The sequence below is a fragment of the Geodermatophilus sp. DSM 45219 genome, assembly GCF_900104025.1.
Taxonomy (GTDB): Bacteria; Actinomycetota; Actinomycetes; order Mycobacteriales; family Geodermatophilaceae; genus Geodermatophilus.
The window spans coordinates 497,365-510,269 of record NZ_FNIQ01000004.1 but is presented as its reverse complement, the minus strand read 5'-3'; the positions used below and the strand labels follow the sequence as shown (position 1 = coordinate 510,269).

Annotated in this window: 12 protein-coding genes, 1 other RNA gene and 2 pseudogenes; 5 read left to right on the top strand and 10 right to left on the bottom strand. The window is 73.8% G+C overall.

Annotation, left to right across the window (positions count from 1 at the left end; genetic code table 11):
• Positions 1 to 160 precede the first annotated feature (160 nt).
• Positions 161 to 1,702: pseudogene (locus BLR12_RS25690) on the top strand (sensor histidine kinase); the annotation flags it as partial.
• A gap of 54 nt (positions 1,703 to 1,756) precedes the next feature.
• Here the strand turns inward: BLR12_RS25690 and BLR12_RS25295 are convergent.
• On the bottom strand, positions 1,757 to 2,197 hold the full coding sequence (locus BLR12_RS25295) for a response regulator (RefSeq protein ID WP_255363526.1): 441 nt from the start codon (positions 2,195 to 2,197) through the stop codon (positions 1,757 to 1,759).
• Between the two features lie 155 nt (positions 2,198 to 2,352).
• Here BLR12_RS25295 and BLR12_RS24610 point away from each other — a divergent pair, with 155 nt between their 5' ends.
• Both BLR12_RS24610 and BLR12_RS25685 read left to right on the top strand, forming a co-directional pair.
• On the top strand, positions 2,353 to 2,970 hold the full coding sequence (locus BLR12_RS24610) for a response regulator (RefSeq protein ID WP_091379683.1): 618 nt from the start codon (positions 2,353 to 2,355) through the stop codon (positions 2,968 to 2,970).
• A 172-nt stretch (positions 2,971 to 3,142) separates the two neighbouring features.
• A pseudogene (locus tag BLR12_RS25685) lies at positions 3,143 to 5,228 on the top strand (EAL domain-containing protein).
• A 648-nt stretch (positions 5,229 to 5,876) separates the two neighbouring features.
• Here BLR12_RS25685 and BLR12_RS24605 read toward each other — a convergent pair.
• From BLR12_RS24605 to BLR12_RS15300, 8 genes are all read right to left on the bottom strand, one after another.
• Complete coding sequence (locus BLR12_RS24605; protein WP_176832534.1) at positions 5,877 to 6,017, bottom strand: hypothetical protein; 141 nt, start codon at positions 6,015 to 6,017, stop codon at positions 5,877 to 5,879.
• 412 nt (positions 6,018 to 6,429) lie between these two features.
• Positions 6,430 to 6,564 carry a hypothetical protein gene (locus BLR12_RS25285; RefSeq protein WP_255363524.1) on the bottom strand — a complete coding sequence of 45 codons (135 nt, stop codon included), beginning with the start codon at positions 6,562 to 6,564 and terminating at the stop codon, positions 6,430 to 6,432.
• Positions 6,565 to 6,718: 154 nt separating this feature from the next.
• On the bottom strand, positions 6,719 to 7,048 hold the full coding sequence (locus BLR12_RS15325) for a hypothetical protein (RefSeq protein WP_091379674.1): 330 nt from the start codon (positions 7,046 to 7,048) through the stop codon (positions 6,719 to 6,721).
• A gap of 13 nt (positions 7,049 to 7,061) precedes the next feature.
• Positions 7,062 to 8,426: an MFS transporter gene (locus BLR12_RS15320; protein WP_091379671.1), complete on the bottom strand. Its 1,365-nt coding sequence runs from the start codon at positions 8,424 to 8,426 to the stop codon at positions 7,062 to 7,064.
• A 414-nt stretch (positions 8,427 to 8,840) separates the two neighbouring features.
• The gene (locus BLR12_RS15315; RefSeq protein ID WP_143018787.1) at positions 8,841 to 9,101 is read right to left on the bottom strand and encodes a PASTA domain-containing protein; all 261 of its coding nucleotides are present in this window, start codon (positions 9,099 to 9,101) and stop codon (positions 8,841 to 8,843) included.
• 103 nt (positions 9,102 to 9,204) lie between these two features.
• Positions 9,205 to 9,771, bottom strand: a complete 567-nt coding sequence (locus BLR12_RS15310) for a dihydrofolate reductase family protein (protein WP_091379665.1) — start codon at positions 9,769 to 9,771, stop codon at positions 9,205 to 9,207.
• A gap of 243 nt (positions 9,772 to 10,014) precedes the next feature.
• Positions 10,015 to 10,428, bottom strand: an RNA gene (rnpB, locus tag BLR12_RS15305) — RNase P RNA component class A.
• A 32-nt stretch (positions 10,429 to 10,460) separates the two neighbouring features.
• Positions 10,461 to 11,183 carry a PIG-L deacetylase family protein gene (locus BLR12_RS15300; protein ID WP_091380040.1) on the bottom strand — a complete coding sequence of 241 codons (723 nt, stop codon included), beginning with the start codon at positions 11,181 to 11,183 and terminating at the stop codon, positions 10,461 to 10,463.
• Between the two features lie 66 nt (positions 11,184 to 11,249).
• On the opposite strand from BLR12_RS15300, the gene BLR12_RS15295 reads away from it, so the two are divergent.
• On the top strand, positions 11,250 to 11,723 hold the full coding sequence (locus BLR12_RS15295) for a nucleoside deaminase (protein ID WP_091380037.1): 474 nt from the start codon (positions 11,250 to 11,252) through the stop codon (positions 11,721 to 11,723).
• Here the strand turns inward: BLR12_RS15295 and BLR12_RS15290 are convergent.
• Complete coding sequence (locus tag BLR12_RS15290; protein ID WP_176832533.1) at positions 11,720 to 12,085, bottom strand: DoxX family protein; 366 nt, start codon at positions 12,083 to 12,085, stop codon at positions 11,720 to 11,722. The genes BLR12_RS15295 and BLR12_RS15290 overlap by 4 nt on opposite strands.
• Before the next feature lie 24 nt (positions 12,086 to 12,109).
• Between BLR12_RS15290 and BLR12_RS15285 the strand changes: the two genes are divergently transcribed.
• Complete coding sequence (locus BLR12_RS15285) at positions 12,110 to 12,865, top strand: sulfite exporter TauE/SafE family protein (protein ID WP_091379663.1); 756 nt, start codon at positions 12,110 to 12,112, stop codon at positions 12,863 to 12,865.
• The last annotated feature ends 40 nt before the right edge of the window (positions 12,866 to 12,905 follow it).

Below are 12,905 nucleotides of genomic sequence, written 5' to 3'. Positions count from 1 at the left end.
CTATAGTCCTGGCCGCCGCCTCCAGGAGGCGACGTCGGGACCCGCCGCGGAGCAGCGCGGCGGCCGCCGTCCCTCTGGTGTGCAGCTCGACCAGGGGTCAGACGCGGGAGGCGACGTGCCGCACTCCACCGGCTCGCTCATCCGGGTGACCGCCTGGCTGATGCTCGCGCTGGGCACGGTCTACGCGGTCACCCTCCTGCCGGGGATCCGCCCGGCGCCGGGCTACCGGTCGGCCATCGACGGGTGGCTGAACATGACCGTCGACGGCCTGGTCATCCTCGTGCTCGCGCTCCGCTGCGTCCTCGACCGCAGGGACCGGGCGGCCTGGCTGTTCATGACGGCGGGCCTGGTCGCGGCCTTCGGTGCGAGCACCACCTACTTCGCGTACTACCAGTACCTCGACCCGATCCCGAGCCCCTCGTGGGCGGATGCGGGGTGGCTGCTCTTCTACACGCTGCTCGCCATCGGGCTGGTCTTGAGACTGCGCAGCCGGGCGCGCAGGATGCCGTCCAGCCTCTCCCTGGACGGGCTGATCGCCGGCCTGACGGCCGCGGCCTTGGCGGAGAACTACGTCGAGGGGGCGGACGTGCCCCTCGAGCAGGACGGCGTCACGACGCTGACCGCCGCCTACCCGTTCGCCGACCTGCTGCTCCTCGCCCTGGCGGTCGCGGCGCTCGCCATCCTCGGCCGGGGCGCCGGCCGGTCCTGGTGGCTGCTCTGCGCGTCGTTCGTGACCTTCTTCGTGACCGACGCGGTCTACGCGGGCCTGGTGGCCAGGGACGCCTACGTCGGGGGTGAGCCGGTCGACCTGGGATGGCTCCTGGCCCGCCTGCTGCTGGCCGGCGCGGCGCTGGCGTCCCTGCACTCGACGGAGTCCCGGACCGTGGACCTGGAAGGGGTCACCGTCCTCGTCCTCCCCGGCGTGTGCGGTCTCGCCGTGCTCGGGCTGCTGTTCCACGGCAGCATCTCCGCGATCAGCCCCGTCGCCGCGGTCCTGGGGCTGGGCGCCGGCGTGCTCATGGTCGGGCGCACGGCCCTGACGTTCCAGGAGCTGCGGGCACTCACCGAGGCCCGCCAGCGCGCGCTCAGCGAGCGCCTCGTCGAGGCCCAGGACGACGAGCGCGCCCGCATCGCCGCCGACGTCCACGACGACTCCGTCCAGGCGCTGGCGGCCGTCGACCTGCGCCTGGGCGCCCTCCGCAACCGGCTGCGCCACCACGCGCCCGAGGAGGCCGCCGGGGTCGAGACCGTGATGGACGCCGTCCACGGCGCGAGCGTCCGGTTGCGCCACCTGCTCTTCGAACTGGAGACGCCGGTCCTCGACGCGTCGCTCACCGACGGGTTGTGTGATGCGGCGGGTCAGGTCTTCGAGGACAGCGACGTCGCGTGGTCCGTCGAGGAGCGGGGGCGGGCCGACCTCCCGCAGCAGGTGCGGGTCTCCGCGTACCGGATCGCCCGCGAGGCGATGGTCAATGCCCGCAAGCACGCACGGGCGCGCCACGTCCGCGTCACCGTCGACGCCACCGGGCACGGCGTGGAGGTGCAGGTCGTGGACGACGGCACGGGCGTGGACGCCACGGCGTCGGCACGCTCGGGGCGCCGCCACTCCGGTGTCGTGGCGATGCGGGACCGGGCGCTGGCGTCCGGCGGCTGGTGGCGGTCCGGGCCCGGCCCGCGCGGAGTCGGCACCGCCGTGTCGTTCTTCCTCCCCGTGCCCGGCGCAGGGGGGCGCGGAGACCTGCCGACGGGAACGCGGCTAGGCGGAGACCAGCCGGCGGACCAGGTCGGCCGCGCCGGGCACGCCCACGACCAGGTGGCCCTGCACGCACCGGCGCAGCAGCGCGGGCAGGTCGTCGGCGACGGTCCCCTTGAGCAGGTAGGCGGATCCGCCGGCCGCCAGCACGCGCGTCCACGTCGCCGGGTCCGCCTGCGCTGACAGCCCGGCGACGACCGGCCGATGGGGCAGCGCGACCAGTCGGCGGACCAGGTCCGGTCCGCCGCCCGGCATCCGCACGTCGGTCAGGACGAGTGCCGCTCGGACGTCGCGGACGAGCGTCACCGCGTCGTCGCCGGTGGCCGCCGTCCCGACGACCCGGAAGTCCGGCTCCTGGTCCAGGAGCGCAGCCGCGGCGGCCCCGATGCGGTGGTCGTCATCGGCGATGACGACGGTGATCTCACCGCGGACTGGGGTCAGCACAGGAGCACGGTCGCGTACGCCCCGACCGTTGTCGTGATGCGAGGGCACCGCTGGTCTAGTGCGCGCGCACCAGGTGCGGTGCGTGTCAGACTCGGAACGTGGTGTGGCCGGACACGTCAGGTGGGTCCTCGCCCCCCACGGTCCGGGTCCTGGTCGTGGACGACCACCAGATGTTCGCCGCCAGCCTGGCGCAGGCGCTGCAGGCGGAGCCCGACCTGCTCGTCGTCGGACAGGGGGCGTCGATCGCCGAGGCACGTGACCTGATGGCGTCCACCGCCCCGGACGTCGTCCTCCTGGACCACCGGCTGCCCGACGGCGACGGCGTGGGCGCGATCGCGGACCTGCACGCCATCCGGCCCTCCGCGAAGATCGTGGTGCTCACCGCCACGACCTCCGATCGCCTCCTCGTCGCCGCCATGGAGGCCGGCGCTGCCGGGTTCATCGCCAAGACCCAGCGGCTGGACGACGTGATCGACGGCGTACGGGCCGCTGCCCAGGGTGAGTCCGTGGTCAGCGCCAAGCTGCTCACCCGGCTCCTGCCGCGGCTGCGCAGGCAGAGCGGCGGCGGCAGGGCCGAGCTGACCGAGCGGGAACGCGAGATCCTCGACCTGCTGGCGCGGGGGTTGTCCAACGCCGACATCGCCGAGCAGCTGACGATCAGCGTGCACACCGTCCGGAACCACGTGGCCAACCTCTCGGCCAAGCTCGGCGCGCACTCCAAGCTCGAGGTCCTGTCGATCGCCGTCCGAGAGGGCCTGGTCGAGGGCATCTGAGCCCGGCCGGCGCCCCGCTGTCGGTCGGGTCAGGGCTCCGCCCGCAGGCTCGGGTGCCGCCGCCCGCACTGCCCGATCGGCCGGATGTGGGTGCTAGTGCAAGCGCACCAGGCGGTTGGCACAGGCGCATCTGGTAGGGGTCCGGCCTCCTGGCACACGCTGAGGACGGCCGGTGCGCAGCCGCGCACCGCCTCTTCCCCAGCTCAGGAGCAGCCAGGTGGCCAGGGCACAGCACGGAGCAACAGTGCCGATCGGGGCCGTGGCGGCCGACGGGCACCCGCACCCCTGCGACAGGGGGACCGGCGCCGACGAGGTCCCGAGCGCCCTGTTCTCGTGCTCGCTGTCCGGCACGGTGCTCACGGCCGGCGCCGCGCTCGCCCGGTTGTCGGGCCGGTCGCTCGGCGAGGTGTCCGGCGTCCCGGCGCGCGAGCTGCTGCACCCCTCCTCCGAGGCGCTGCTGCAGTACGTCCTGCGCGTGGCGCGCGGCGGCGCCGCGTCCGGGTCCGCGACCTTCTGGCTCCGGCACGCCGACGGCTCCCTCGTCGACGTGCCCACGTCCTGGTCGGTGCTGGCCGGCGCGAGCGCGGACGCCGGCCAGCTGGTGTTCGTCCGCGCCGACGTGGCGGTGGCCGACCTGACCTACGGCCCCCGGGCGAGGCAGCACCCGCAGGCAGCCGCGCTCCAGGACGGACCGGGGCGGCAACCGGACCGCTCCCAGCTCCTCGACCGGCTCACGCGTGCGCTGGCGCGGACCGACCGCTCGACCGCCGTCCTGATGGTCGACCTGGACCACTTCAGGATGGTCAACGCCTCACGGGGGCACGACGTCGGTGACCTGGTGCTGGCCGAGGTCGGCGCGCGCCTGCGGGCGGCCGTGCCCTGCCACCAGACCGTCGCCCGCTGCGGTGACGACGAGTTCGCGGTCATCTGCGAGGACACCGACGAGCACCAGGCCCGCGCGCTGGCGCGCCGTCTCCTCGACGCGGTGGCCCAGCCCACCCCGGTCGACGACACCCCGGTGCACGTCACGGCGTCCATCGGCGTCGTCGTCGCCCCGGCGCACGCGGCGGTCCCGGCGACGGACCTGCTGCGCCACGCCGACACGGCCGTGCACGCCGGGAAGAGCGCCGGCCGCGGCCGGGTGCACGTCTTCGAGGCCAGGCGCGACGAGGACGCAGAACACCGGTACGCGCTGGCCACCGATCTCCGTACGGCGCTGGCGGACGAGGCGGTCCACCTCGAGTACCAGCCCATCGTGGACCTGCGGTCGGGGGCCGTCGTCGGCCTGGAGGCCCTGGCTCGCTGGACGCACCCGGTGCGCGGTGAGGTGTCACCCATTCGTCACCGTCGCCGAGCTCAGCGGGCTGGCTCCGGAGCTCGACCGGTGGGTCATCCGGCGCGCCGTGCACGACATGGCCCGGCTGCGCCGGGCGGGGGTCGTGCCCGAGGACGCCTACCTCGCCGTCAACCTGTCAGCCGCCAGCCTGACCGACGCCGGCGTCCTCGAGGACCTGATCGGCTGGACCGAGGAGTCCGGCCTGCCCGCCGGCCGGCTGGTCCTCGAGATAACCGAGACCGCGATCATGCAGGACACCGACGGGGCGGTGGCGCTGCTGCGGGGCCTCCGGGAGCACGGTGTCCGGGTCGCGATGGACGACTTCGGCACGGGGTACAGCTCGCTGGCCTACCTGCGGGACCTCCCCATCTCCGCGCTGAAGATCGACCGCAGCTTCGTCGCGGACATCGCTGAGCAGCGGGACGCCCTGGCCATCGTCGCGTGGATCGTCGACCTCGCCCGGGCCGTGGGGGTCGGCGTGGTCGCCGAGGGTGTCGAGACGACCGAGCAGGTGGCGCTCCTCCAGGGACTCGGGTGCGCCACCGCGCAGGGCTGGTTCTGGGGTCCGGCCGTCCCCCTCCCCGCTCTCATGGGGAGGCGGACGTGGACGCGTCCGGTCACCGCAGGGCGCGGTCGCACAGCGGCGGCCAGGACACCGAAGCGCGTCAAGCGGGGTGGGAACGTCTCGCACTGGCTCCAGCGACTGCTCGCGCTCCACCAGGACGGCGCATCCGTGGCCGCCATCGCGGCCACGCTCGACGCCGAGGGTCTCCGCACCCCCACGGGGGCGCGCTGGAGCGAGATCAGCGTCGCCCACGTCATCGCCCACCAGATCCGTCGCTGCGCCGGAGCACCGGACTCGGCCCCGGGCGCCCGGCGCTCGTGGTGGCGCGCCCAGGCGGCAGGGAGCTCGACGTCCTGACCCCGGGCTCCGAGGCGGACGGACGGGTGCGCGTCGTGTCTCGCGGACGCCCTCCGGACCCAGCTGCGGCGCTGGTGAGCACCGGTCCGCGACGACGCGCGCATCGACACACGGCACGGGAAGGCAACGAGATGGAACCGAGTGAGCGGGTCACCTGGGAGGACTGCCCGAGCTGTCGACGGGCGGCGGCTGTCGGTTGGGTGGACGGACGACCCGTCGAGTTCGACTGTCCGCGCGGCTGCTCCCTCAGCGCAGACCAGCTGCGCGCCCTCGCCCCTCGGCGCGGGCGACCACCAGTCGGCGGACCGGCGAGGGGCGCGCTGTTCGAGTCCGGGGACCCGTCCAGACGACGCGTCTCCTGACCGGGCGCTCGCCGGAGACGCGCCCCCGCTGACCGACCGGGGCGTCGACCAGCCACGGACGGCGAACCAGCCGGTCTGTCCGCCGGGGAGTGTCGACGGACGATCGGCCAGCGTCGACCGGCGGTGGACACGGGTGCCGACCTGTGCCGTCGAGCTCGGACGGGTGGGTCGCTGACGGCAGTTCGCGGACCACGTGCGGACTCTGTGCGGACTCGAGCCGGCTGTCGGCGGTGCTGAACGGCTGCAGCGCCGGGTCTCCCGGAAGGCGGCCTCTGGGGGGGACCCCTCATGCGCGGGACTGCGCCGATCGGAGCCGTCGAGACATGCGCCTGACCCGGTAGCCGACCACGGCCGCATCGATGACGAGCACCGCCAGCCAGATGAGCCGCCAGTAGCCCGACTCCTCGACCACCAGGACGATCAGCAAGGTCGTCGAGGCGAGCTACCAGCCGATCTCCCCCGCCAACTCCAGTCGACCCCTCGCCGGAACACGCTCGGAGGGTGACCGGGACCGACCTGGGACGCACCGCGTGCGCGGCGTCCCCGGACCTGACGGGCCGTTGAGCCGATCGAGCCACCGGAGTAGAGATCGGGCACACCGCCGTTCCGGGAGGCTGCCATGAGTCGCAGGCACCGTCTGCTCCGTTCCGCGATCGCGGCTGTCGCAGCCGCCGCGGCCGGCCTGCAGATCAGATCGATGGTCAAGGCCGTCAGCGCTCCCGAGGACGGGACACGGCAGAACTCCTGAGCACCTGCCTCCGGGGGCGCGTCCGGCGCCGTCCTCGTCGTCGTCCCGTCCTGCTGGCTGCTCCGCCACCGAGGCGGGGTGGACGACGTGCTCAGCGAGGGTGCTCGCTGAGGTCGGGGTAGAGGTCGTGCCCGGTGAACTCCCGGCCCAACTGGCGGCAGGAGAACGCGGTGGTCGAGTAGCGGTTGGAGGAGAGGAAGAAGCGCTCCTCGTTGCTCCGGACCATGGCGGACAAGGGCTCCGCCGCGTCCGGGCCGCCGCGTCCGTCGCGCACAGGCCCGCGGAGCAGGGCCACGTGCACCGGCTGCGCGGGAGAAAAGGAGGTGCTCCTCCCCCCACGCCCGGGCGCCCGCCGGCGATCTCCCGGAAGAGGTGGCTGATCACGTCCCGCGGCCGGCAGTACGCCTCGATGCGGTCGTCGAGCGCGAGCACCCCGAGGCTCGGTACGAGCCCCCAGTGCCCACCGACGACCCGGCGCACATGCCGTCGGCACCGATGTGGTCCAGCCCGCGCGTGCCGCCGTCGCCCTGGCCCGCCGCGTGGACCAGGGTGAGGTCCCGCGGCGAGCCGGTGGCCTCGAACCGCCGTTCCAGCGCGAGCGTCGGCTCTTCGGCGAACCCGACGCCGACGAACCCGCCGGTGGCGACGGTGTCGCCGTCGACGACGGTTCGCGCCGCGGCGTCGGCGGAGATGACCTCGTTGCGCCGCACCGGACGGCGGGGCTCAGCGCCGGCCTGCGCCGGCCGTCGCCCGATCGGCGGCGGGGTCCCGCGTCAGGTCGCTGCGCGCGGTCTCCCGGCTGAGCAGGACGGCGATCACCGTGAGCACCGCGGCACCGGCGAGGTACAGCGAGATCGGCACCGAACTGCCGTACTCGATCAGCAGTGCCGTGGCGATGACGGGTGCCAGGCTGCCCGCCACGATGGAGGACACCTGACCGGCCACCGACAGGCCGCTGTAGCGCACCTGGGTGGAGAACAGCTCGGAGAAGAAGGACGCCTGCGGCCCGTACATCGCGCCGTGGAAGACCAGGGCGATGGTGCCGGCGAGCGCCAGCAGCACGAACGACTGGGTGTCGTACATGCGGAAGAAGACGAACCCCCAGACCCCCACGCCGACCGCACCGACGAGGTAGACCGGCCGGCGGCCGAACCGGTCGGAGAGTGCCCCCATGGTCGGGATGGCGGCGAAGTGGATCGCGGAGGCGATGAGCGCCGCGTTCAGCGCCGTGCCCTGCGGGACGCCGAGCTGCTGGGTGGCATAGCTGAGCGCGAAAGCCGTGAAGATGTAGTAGCCGATGTTCTCCGCCAGGCGCGCGCCGATGGCCAGGATGATCTCGCGGGGGTAGTCGCGCAGGACCTGGACGACGGGCAGCTTGGGAGCCTCCTCGGCCTTGGCGGACTGCTCGCGGGCGGCCCGGAAGACCGGCGACTCCTCGATCGAGACCCGGATCCACAGACCCACGCCCACCAGCACCGCGCTGAGCAGGAACGGGATGCGCCACCCCCAGGACTCGAACTGCTGTTCAGTGGTGAACGCCGCGACCAGCGCGAGGACGGCGACGGCGAGGAGGTTGCCCGCCGGCGCACCGGCCTGCGGCCAGGAGGCCCAGTACCCGCGTCGCTCCGGCGTCCCGTACTCGGCGGCCATCAGCACCGCCCCGCCCCACTCGCCACCGAGGGCGAAGCCCTGCACCAGCCGGAGCAGGATCAGCAGGATGGGCGCCCAGACGCCGATCGCCCCGTAGGTCGGCAGCAGGCCGATGAGGAACGTCGCGCCGCCCATCAGCATCAGCGTGATGACCAGCATCTGCTTGCGGCCGACCTTGTCGCCGAAGTGCCCGAAGACGACGCCGCCGATGGGCCGGGCCGCGAAGCCCACGGCGTAGGTGGCGAAGGCGAGCAGCGTGCCGACGAGCGGGTCGAAGTCGGGGAAGAACAGGGTGTTGAAGACCAGCGCGGCGGCCGAGCCGTAGAGGAAGAAGTCGTACCACTCCACGGTGGTCCCGACGAGGCTGGCGCCGACGACCTTGACGATGGGCGTGCGCGACCCCGGCGGGACAGCGGCTTCCTGGTGGGACCTGGACAAGGCTCATCCCCTTCGCGTCTACAGGATCTGGTGGGGTCCCGGATGGCTCCGGCACAGGGCCGGGAACCCTCCGGCGGTCGAGCCGGCCGGACGACAGGCCGGAGGTCCTCCGCGGGAGACGACGGGACACGGTCCCCGCGGAGGCCGTCGTGCAGGTGGCCGTCGCCGGGACGTGGCTCGGCGACGCACGGGACCGGGCCGGACCGACGGACGACTGTGCAAGTCCACCGTCACCCCCCTTGCGGCCGGAGTTCCGGGCACAGCATCCCCGGGTTGCGGCCCATCAGCGAGTTGTGGACGTTCTCGGACCGGTGACCCGGGCTCGGGCGCCGGGCGGCGAGCGGCGAGCGGCGAGCGGCGAGCGGCACCGTGCGCACACCGACACGGGCTGGGGCGACCGGCGGCCCGTCCCGGTCAGCTGATGCGGGGCCGGCGCCGGCCTGCCTCATCGGGAGGCTCACGCAAGCTCACGCGGACCACGACCGCGGGCGATGCCATCCGTTCGCCGGGTCCCGGCGACTGCCAGGTCACTCGCCACGGCTGCCCCTGCCCCCAGTACGAGGAGGACCACTCGGCGTCCTCGACCTGCAACTCCAGACCGCGCTCGAAGCAGGAACGCGCAGCAACGTCGGGGGGCTGGCCGATGACGTCGGGCGCCAAAGGGTCCTCGGTCACGGGTGCATCGTCCAGCCCCGACCCCACGCCGCAATGGGTCGTCGAGCGTGTTCCGCCCGGACGCGGGCCGCGGTCGTCTCGCTCGGACCACTCGAGGTGACGGCTAGGGCCGTCGGACGGCGTAGCGCAGCAGGACGACACCGTTGCCGAACCGCCGGGTCTCCACCAGCTCCAGGTCGGTCGGGTGGTCGGCGGTCTCGAACAGCCGTCGCCCGCGGCCGATGACGACCGGGTTGACGTAGAGCCGGTACTCGTCGACCAGGTCCAGTCGGCGGAAGGTCCCGGCCAGGTCGACCCCGCCGAGCGTCATGTCCCCGCCGGGCTGCTGCTTCAGTGCGCGGATCTCGTCGGGGTCCACCTCTGCCCGCAGCGTGGCGTTGGGGCCGACCTCCCGCAGCGTGCGGGAGAACACGATCTTCGGCACCGCCCGCCAGATGCCGGCGAACTCGCGCATGGTCGGCGGGGAGTCCGGGTCCTGGTCGGCGGTCGGCCAGACCGCTTCCATGAGCTCGTAGGAGATCCGGCCCTCCACGAAGGCGCTGTTGGTCGCCAGCTGCTCGTTGAAGTGCGCGTGCAGCTCCTCGTCGACGTGGTGCCAGCTCAGGTCGCGGTCCGGCCCCTCGAAGTAGCCGTCCAGCGACAGCATCATGTGCACGACGATCTTCCGCATGCGTCCTCCTGGTCCACGACGCGGTACGGGAGCTCTGACCGGCGGACGCGGACGATCTCATCGGACCTGCCGGTCGTCGCCCGGCACCGCGCTGTGCCGTGCGAGCAACGCTGGCTGCGCCTGCATCTCGAGCGCGACCGAAGCCCCGACCGGCGTCGGACGCGGCCCTCGGACGACGAGTTGCGGACCCGTGCGGACTGACACCCGCCCCTGACCGCGTTCCCGCAGTTCGGGGGCGGGCGACGGACGAGTCGGCCTGTACGCCGGGTTCTGTCCACGGGTACCTCACGGCATCCCGATGGGCGGTCATCCATCTAGGCCTGCCGTTGCCGGCAGGCTCCAGCGGTCCACCCGCAGGCATCGGGCGGGCAGCCCTCGAACGCCTGCGCAGGACGGCGTCCTGCAGTTCCAGTCCGCCGTCCCTCTCGACCTTGCTCCGGGTGGGGTTTACCGAGCCGCGCCGGTCACCCGGCGCGCTGGTGGTCTCTTACACCACCGTTTCACCCTCACCGACGGCGTACCGCCGGCGGTCTGTTCTCTGTGGCACTGTCCCGCGGGTCACCCCGGGTCGCCGTTAGCGACCACCCTGCCCTGTGGAGCCCGGACGTTCCTCGGCGACGGGGTCTCCCCCACCGACGCGACCGCCCGGCCGACTCGTCCGTCGTGCCGACCAGTCTAGAGGTGCGTCGTCAGCCCCAGTAGAGGGCGAAGCCGACCCGGCGGTCGCCGTCGTCGGTCAGCGTCGCCATGTCGATCTGTCGACGTGCCTGCTCCTCGACCGGCTCCTCCGACAGCGCCTCGAGGTAGCGGCGGTGCTCGGTCAGCGACGCCACCGCCTTCTCCACCCCGGAGCTGACGTCCATCACGTGCGGCGGCTCGGGGTCGATCGTGTGGACGGCGACGTACGTGACGCCGGACCACGGCTCCTCGGTCAGCTCCGGGAAGATCCACTCGTTGCCGGCGTCGGCGACCGCGTCGAGCACGCTCTGGGTGAGCGCCCGGTGGTCGGCGGAGTTCAGGTAGCCCGGGCTGATCCCGGGCGGGGTCCACGTCGGGCCGCCGTACATGGTGAGCAGCAGCTCCGGCCGGTGCCGGCGGATCGCGGCGGCCAGGTCGCGGCGCAGCGCCACCCCGGCCTCCAGCACGCCGTCCCGGTGGTCGAGGAACTCCACCTCCGACACCCCCACGACGGCCGCCGAACGGCGCTCCTCCTCCTCGCGCAGCGGGCCCGCCTCGGCTGGCGACATCCCGGCGATGCCGGCCTCACCGCGGGTGGCCAGCAGGTAGTGCACCTCCTTGCCGGCCGCCGTCCAGACGGCGACGGCCGCGGCCGCCCCGTACTCGATGTCGTCGGGGTGCGCGGCCACGACCAGGGCGCGCTGCCAGTCGTCGGGCATGGGGAGGGACGGCATGGCCGCAGTCTGCTCCCGGGGGACGACGGACGGCGAGGCCGGCGCCCGCACCGCAGGATGGGCCGCATGGTCGACGACGCGGACCTCGCCCACCTCCGCCGCTGCATCGAGCTCGCCCGCGCGGCGCTCGACGCCGGGGACGAGCCCTTCGGGTCGGTGCTCGTGGACCCCGACGGGCAGGTGCTGTTCGAGGACCACAACCACGTGGCCTCCGGCGACGCCACGCAGCACCCGGAGTTCGCGATCGCCCGCTGGGCCGCCGAGCACCTGTCCCCGGCCGACCGGTCCCGGGCCACCGTCTACACCTCCGGCGAGCACTGCCCCATGTGCGCCGCCGCGCACGCCTGGGTGGGGCTGGGCCGCATCGTCTACGCGAGCTCGGGGGTGCAGACGGCCGGCTGGCTTGCCGAGCTCGGCCTGGGGCCGGCGCCGGTCCGCCCGCTGCCGATCACGCAGATCGCGCCGGACGTGCCCGTCGACGGTCCGGTGCCGGGCCTGGACGAGGAGGTGCACGAGCTGCACCGGCGCCGGGTCCGTTAGCGGCCGCCGCCCCGGGCGACCCCCAGCGCGATGCGGATGAGCGGCACCTGCAGCGGCAGCCGGACGGCGGCGATCGTCATGGGCAACGGCCGCCGCGGCACCACCCGGAACGTGTGCAGGTGCGCCGGCACGAAGGCCGCCAGCAGCGCCGCGGCGGCCCAGCCCCCGGCCCGCCGCGTCGCCGGCACCGCCATCAGCCCGGCCGTGGCGATCTCGGCGACCCCGCTGGCGTGCACCCAGCGCCGGGCGTCGCCCAGCTCCGGCGGCACCAGCCACTCGAAGGTCCGCGGCCGGACCAGGTGCAGCACCCCCGAACCGCCCAGTGCCGCCGCCAACCCCGCCGCCGCCCGTGTGAGCCCCACGCGGTCACCGTAGGCTCGCCGCTCGTGTCCGCCCTCGACCTGGCCATCGCCGCAGGCGTCGCCCTGCTCGCCGGTGCCGTCAACTCCGTGGCCGGCGGCGGGTCGCTGATCCTCTTCCCCACCCTGGTCGCGCTCGGGCTGGGCACCGTGGCCGCCAACGTCACCAACTCGATCGCCCAGTGGCCGGGCTACCTCGGTGGCGTCGTCGGCTTCCGGTCGGAGTACGCCGGGCAGCGCGGCCGGCTGGTCCGCTTCGGGCTGGTCGCCCTGCTCGGTGGTGTCGCGGGCAGCGTCCTGCTGCTCACCACGCCGACGGCGGCCTTCGACGTCGTCGTCCCCGTGCTGGTCCTGCTGGCCAGCCTGCTGCTGGCCGTCCAGCCGCTGCTCACCAGGCGCCTCAGGAAGGCCGAGGAGGGCGGCCCGCGGCGCGACCCGGTGTGGCTGTACGTCGCGCTGTTCCTGGCGACCGTCTACGGCGGCTACTTCGGCGGCGCGTTGGGCGTGATCCTGGTCGGCGTCCTCGGGGTGGGCCTGCACCGGCTGAAGCTGGCCAACGCGCTGAAGTCCGCGCTGTCGGCGGTCACCGCCACCGTCACGGTGGTCGTCTTCGGCCTGTTCGGCCCGGTCGCCTGGCAGGTCGTCGCCGTCGCCGCCCCGGCCAGCCTGCTCGGCGGCTTCCTCGGCGCCCGCATCGCCACCCGGATCCCGGCCACGCCGCTGCGGGTGTTCATCGTCGCCTTCGGCATCGCGGTGTCGGTGTACCTGTTCACCCGGATCTGACCGGCGGCCGCCCCGTTGGGGTGATCGGCGTTCAGCCGGG

Excerpts from the sequence above, each read along its gene's own strand:
- BLR12_RS15300 (WP_091380040.1), bottom strand. The coding sequence starts at position 11,183 with ATGCCGTCCCTCCCCATGCCCGACGACTGGCAGCGCGCCCTGGTCGTG.
- BLR12_RS15295 (WP_091380037.1), top strand. The coding sequence starts at position 11,250 with ATGGTCGACGACGCGGACCTCGCCCACCTCCGCCGCTGCATCGAGCTC.
- BLR12_RS25285 (WP_255363524.1), bottom strand. The coding sequence starts at position 6,564 with ATGGTCCGGAGCAACGAGGAGCGCTTCTTCCTCTCCTCCAACCGCTAC.
- BLR12_RS15310 (WP_091379665.1), bottom strand. The coding sequence starts at position 9,771 with ATGCGGAAGATCGTCGTGCACATGATGCTGTCGCTGGACGGCTACTTC.